Here is a 4,453-nt window from a genome sequence, read left to right on the forward strand (position 1 = left end):
ACGTACACCGGCCGCGGACCGCCCACCCACGGGCGTAGCCCCGCGTCGTACAGGCCGTCCTGCGCGAGGTGGTCCCGGACCACCTCGGCGTGCCCGTGCACCAGGACGCTCCAGCCGGAGCGCGTCTCCGGGTCGAGCACGTCGGCCTGGAAGGCGGCGACCGTGCCGTCCAGCGCCCGCGCGGTGGTGCTGTCGGCGCGCAGCGCCAGCACCAGCCGGCCGTCCTGCGCCACCTCGAACGCCACCGGCAGCACCGCGGGCAGCGCGTGCTCGGTGTACACCACGCGCCCGACGGGCACGGTGCCGAGCAGACGGCGGCACTCGGCCTCGCTCAGCTCCTCCACAGGGTCCTCGTACTCCATGGCACGATGCTCGGCCCGCGGCCGTGGAGCCGGTAGGGCCGATGGTCCCTGCCCGAAGGGTCCTCCGGCGGTAGCTTGTCGCCAGGCACGAAGGCGGAAGGGGGCTGGTGCGGGGTGGGCGGCGGCATCGAACTGGTGGTGATCGGCGCGGACGGGGGGCCGGACCGCAGCTGGTCCGGCTCGGAACGGGCCGCGGACGGCGCCCGCACCCTCGCCGCGGCACTGCCCGGCCGGACCTTCGACGCCGGGGCCCGGGGCTGCCGGGTCGACCTGCTGCCCCCGGACGCCGACGCCAACACCATGCTCACCGCGCTGCGCGCCGCCGCGGCGAGACCCGCGCGGTGGCTGGTCGTCTGCCTGCTCGGCCAGCTCGCCGCCGACCCCAGGGGACGGCGGATCGCGCTCGTCACCGCCGGCTCCACCCCCGACAACGCCTACCGGCGCGGCCTCGCCTGGGACTGGGTGGTCAGCGCCATGGTGCACGGCGGGCAGGAGGAGACCCTGCTGCTCGTCGACGCGGTCGCCGACCGCGACACCTGGGCCGCCCTCGCCCGGGAGGACGCCGCGGGAGAGCTCCTCAGCCACTCCCGCGTCCCGCTCTGGGGCCGGATCGGCCGGCACCAGGCCGGACGGCGCGGCCGGGACGCCGTCCGCCCGGGAGGTGACGGATCGTTCAGCCGGCTCCTGGTGGACGCCCTCGACCGCGGCGTCCCCGGCGCACCCGCCGCCCTCGGCCCGCAGGAACTCGCGCCCGTCCTCGCGCACGAACTCGCCCTGCGGGACGGCGGCGCGGCCGAAGCCGGACAGGCCGTCGAACTCGTACCGGCCGACGGAGGAAGGCTGCTGATGCACAATCGGGCCGCCGTCCGGGGCGCATTGGCCGGATTGTCGCTTTCCGACGAACTGTTGGCCGTGCTCTGGCGAGAAAACACCCCAACCGATCCGCCGAACGCGTAAGGTCGGACCGCCCGAGGTGTTGCTGTGCCGGGGCGGGTGGCGAAGAATCGATGTCCCCGCGGCGGCACCGAGGGACGGCAGAGGAATTGTGCGACCACGGCCGCGGACGAGGTCTGGCGCTACGAGGTGGGGCGATGCGGCAGCGCGGAAATGTGTTGCGCCCTGGGGCGGTCGGGATCGGTGGGGTGGCACTGCTGTTGGCGCTCAGTGCCTGTTCCGCCGCCGACGCCGGGGGTTCTGCGGACCGTCTGGGTACTCCTGTGACGGCTGTTCCCGGTGGGACTGCAGTAACTCCTTCGAGTGGTCCGGGTACGGGCGGCAGCGCCCCCACCGAAGGCCCCGACGGCGCCGTCGCCCGAACGGTGCTGAGCACCTATCAAGCCTGGTGGGACGCCAAGGTCGAGGTCTTCGCACGGCCGGATTCGGACGGTTCGCAACTTCAGGCGTACTCGACCGGTCAGGCATTGAGCGACGAGCTCGCCAGCCTCCACCAACTGCGCGAGTCCAAGCTCGTGATGATCGGAGCACCCCGCACTTCTCCGGTGGTCCGGAAACTGGATGCCGTGGCCAATCCGCCGACGGCGGAGATCGAGGACTGCCTGGACGTCACGGGGTGGCACCAGGCCGACCCGGCGACCAAGGCAATCCGTGATCCCCAACAGCGCCTCGGGCGCTACGTTTCCACCACGCGACTGCGAAAGAACGGCGCGAGTTGGACCATTGTGGAAGTCACCCGTGAGGTGGGGCGGACATGCTGAAATCCTTGCGGCGCCTACTCGTTGCCGTACTGTTTCTGACGCTGGCGACCACCCCCGCGGTCGCCGATCAAGGGCCCGCCGGTGACGTGGGACCGTGCAAGAACAGGTACATCTGCGTGGTCGTCACCGAGCCCGGGAGCACGGCCGAGCCCGGGGGCGGGAGCGGTGGGTCGTCGGGCGGGTCCGACGGCGGGGTGCAGATGTGCAGTTGGAACGGGCAGCAGTGGCCCTGCTGGGACGACGACCTCGGCTGGTTCTCCACCGCGGACGGCTGCTACTACCACCGCTCCGAGCCGCAGCCGCCCGCGAGCGACCCCGCCTGGGACGGCCACGCCCCGTCCGAGGGCGCGGTGTACGAGGTCAACTGCCGCGGTGTCGGCGGCCAGTTGTCGCCGAAGCCGCCGATGTTCTTCGCCCAGCCGCCCGGCGGCCCGCCGCCGCCGGACCGCCCGTACGACCTGGGCATGAAGGCGCTCGGCATGATCCACTTCGACTCGCCGGCGCTGCACGCCGCCCCGGCCGCCACCGCCGTCGTCGGGGTGCCGGTCTGGCTCTGGTACACCGCCGGGCCGACCACGGCCGGCCCGCAGAGCGCCACCGCCAAGGGCCGGACGATGAGCGTCACCGCCACCGCCCGGCTGACGAAGGTGCACTGGGACACCGGCGACGGCTCGGCCGGCGCCGACTGCACCGGCCCCGGCACCGCCTACACCCCGGGCGCCGGCACCGAACCGCCCTGCGGCCACACCTACCGGAAGGCGTCCGGCGGCCAGCACGACCAGACCTTCTACCTCACCGCCACGCTGACCTGGCGGGTCGAGGCGGTGCGCTCCGACACCGGGGCGCGGGTGTTCGCGGTCGACTACCGCGTCGACACGGACCAGCCGCTGCCGCTGAAGGTCGCCGAGGTGCAGGCGCTCAACTGACCGCCGGCCACGCCCCGACCCCACGACGAACCACCAGTTCCGGAAAGGCCGAAGCCCGGTGGAAACCCGCAACGTCCCGACGCCGAGCGCAGGCACTGCCGCCCTCGCCCCCGACCCGCACCGTCCGGCCCCGCACGTGCCCCCGCGCACCCTGCGGGCACGGCGGCGGCGGCCCGCCGTGCTGGCGATGGCGGTCGCGCTGATCGCCGCGGGCGGCCTCGGCGGCGCCGCCCTCTACACCAGTTCGGGGCAGCGGATCGCCGTGCTGGCGGTGGCCCGCGACATCCCGATGGGGCAGGCCGTCACCGCCGACGACCTGGTGGTCGCGCACATCGCCGGCGACCCGCTGCTGCGCCCGCTGGACGCCCGGGACCGGGCCCGCACCATCGGCCTGCGCGCCACCACCGACCTCAAGCGCGGCGCCCTGCTGCTCAAGGCGGACCTGACGGCGGAGCCGGTGCTCCGCCCCGACCAGCAGACCGTCGGCCTCGCCGCCAAACGCACCCAGTTGCCCGCCACGCGGCTTCAGCCGGGGCTGCAGGTGCTGGTGGTGTCCACCCCGGACGCCAAGGGCGACCAGGCGGCGGCCGGCCGGCCGCCGGAGACGATCGCCGCGGTGGTGGTCACCGTCGGCCGGGTCGACTCCGACGGCAGCCAGGTGGTGGACGTGGCCGTTCCCTCGGCCGACGGGCCGCGGCTGGCCTTCTGGGTGTCCTCCGGCCGGTTCCAGGTGATCCTCGCACCGCGGGCCGGCGCCCCCGCGCCCGCGCCGTCCACGAGCGGCACCACCGCGGACGACGGGAACGCCGGAGCGGTCACACCCCCGGCCGGTACGCCGACGGGTGCCCCGAGCGGCAAGGCCACCGGAAGTCCGAAGAGCGGTACGGGAGGTGGCACCTGATGGCGGTCGTCGCCGTGGTCGGCGGCCCGGGCGCGCCCGGGGCCACCACCACCGCCCTCGCCCTGCTGCTCAGCTGGCCGCTGCCGCCGGGCCGCAAGGTGCTGCTCGCCGAGTGCGACCCGGACGGCGGCGCCGTGCTGGCCGGCGCACTGGAGGGCCGCATCGAGGCGGTCTACGGGCTGCGCAACCTGGCCGTGGCGGACCGCCGCGGCCTGCTCGCCCAGACCGTCTGGGAGCAGCTGGTCGACCTCTCCCCGGAGGGCACCGCGGAGCGGCTGCTGCTGCCGGGCCTCACCGACCCCGCGCAGGCGCCCGGCCTCGCGTACACCTGGGAGCCGCTCGCCGACACCTTCCAGGCGCTGGACGGCCAGGGCTACGACGTGATCGTCGACCTGGGCCGGTCCGGAGCGACCGGCCCGGGTGCGGTGCTGGCCCGGCGGGCCGACGTGGTGGTGGCGACCGTCCGGACCACCCTGCGCGGCCTGTCCGCCGCCCGGCCGCGGCTGGCCGCGCTCCGCGACGACCTGGAGAGCGCCGGCCCGGGTGCCG

General features: G+C 74.9%; 5 protein-coding genes and 1 pseudogene. 5 read left to right on the plus strand and 1 reads right to left on the minus strand.

The window, feature by feature from the left end; genetic code table 11:
• The coding region (locus ABZ641_RS26935) for a pyridoxamine 5'-phosphate oxidase family protein (protein WP_359985725.1) at positions 1 to 362 on the minus strand (362 nt) is incomplete at its 3' end.
• A 114-nt stretch (positions 363 to 476) separates the two neighbouring features.
• On the opposite strand from ABZ641_RS26935, the gene ABZ641_RS26940 reads away from it, so the two are divergent.
• From ABZ641_RS26940 to ABZ641_RS26960, 5 genes and pseudogenes are all read left to right on the plus strand, one after another.
• The gene (locus ABZ641_RS26940) at positions 477 to 1,319 is read left to right on the plus strand and encodes a hypothetical protein (protein WP_344625492.1); all 843 of its coding nucleotides are present in this window, start codon (positions 477 to 479) and stop codon (positions 1,317 to 1,319) included.
• Between the two features lie 362 nt (positions 1,320 to 1,681).
• Complete coding sequence (locus ABZ641_RS26945) at positions 1,682 to 2,077, plus strand: hypothetical protein (RefSeq protein WP_359985729.1); 396 nt, start codon at positions 1,682 to 1,684, stop codon at positions 2,075 to 2,077.
• Between the two features lie 200 nt (positions 2,078 to 2,277).
• Complete coding sequence (locus ABZ641_RS26950; protein ID WP_344625490.1) at positions 2,278 to 3,003, plus strand: ATP/GTP-binding protein; 726 nt, start codon at positions 2,278 to 2,280, stop codon at positions 3,001 to 3,003.
• Between the two features lie 58 nt (positions 3,004 to 3,061).
• The gene (locus ABZ641_RS26955) at positions 3,062 to 3,904 is read left to right on the plus strand and encodes an SAF domain-containing protein (protein WP_344625489.1); all 843 of its coding nucleotides are present in this window, start codon (positions 3,062 to 3,064) and stop codon (positions 3,902 to 3,904) included.
• Positions 3,904 to 4,453 (plus strand): annotated as a pseudogene (locus tag ABZ641_RS26960) (hypothetical protein); the annotation flags it as partial. The gene ABZ641_RS26955 and the pseudogene ABZ641_RS26960, both read left to right, overlap by 1 nt.

The sequence above is a fragment of the Kitasatospora sp. NPDC007106 genome (assembly GCF_040634455.1).
Classification (GTDB): Bacteria; Actinomycetota; Actinomycetes; order Streptomycetales; family Streptomycetaceae; genus Kitasatospora; species Kitasatospora arboriphila.

Coding starts and splice junctions, on each gene's coding strand:
- ABZ641_RS26950 (WP_344625490.1), top strand. CDS start 2,278: ATGTGCAGTTGGAACGGGCAGCAGTGGCCCTGCTGGGACGACGACCTC.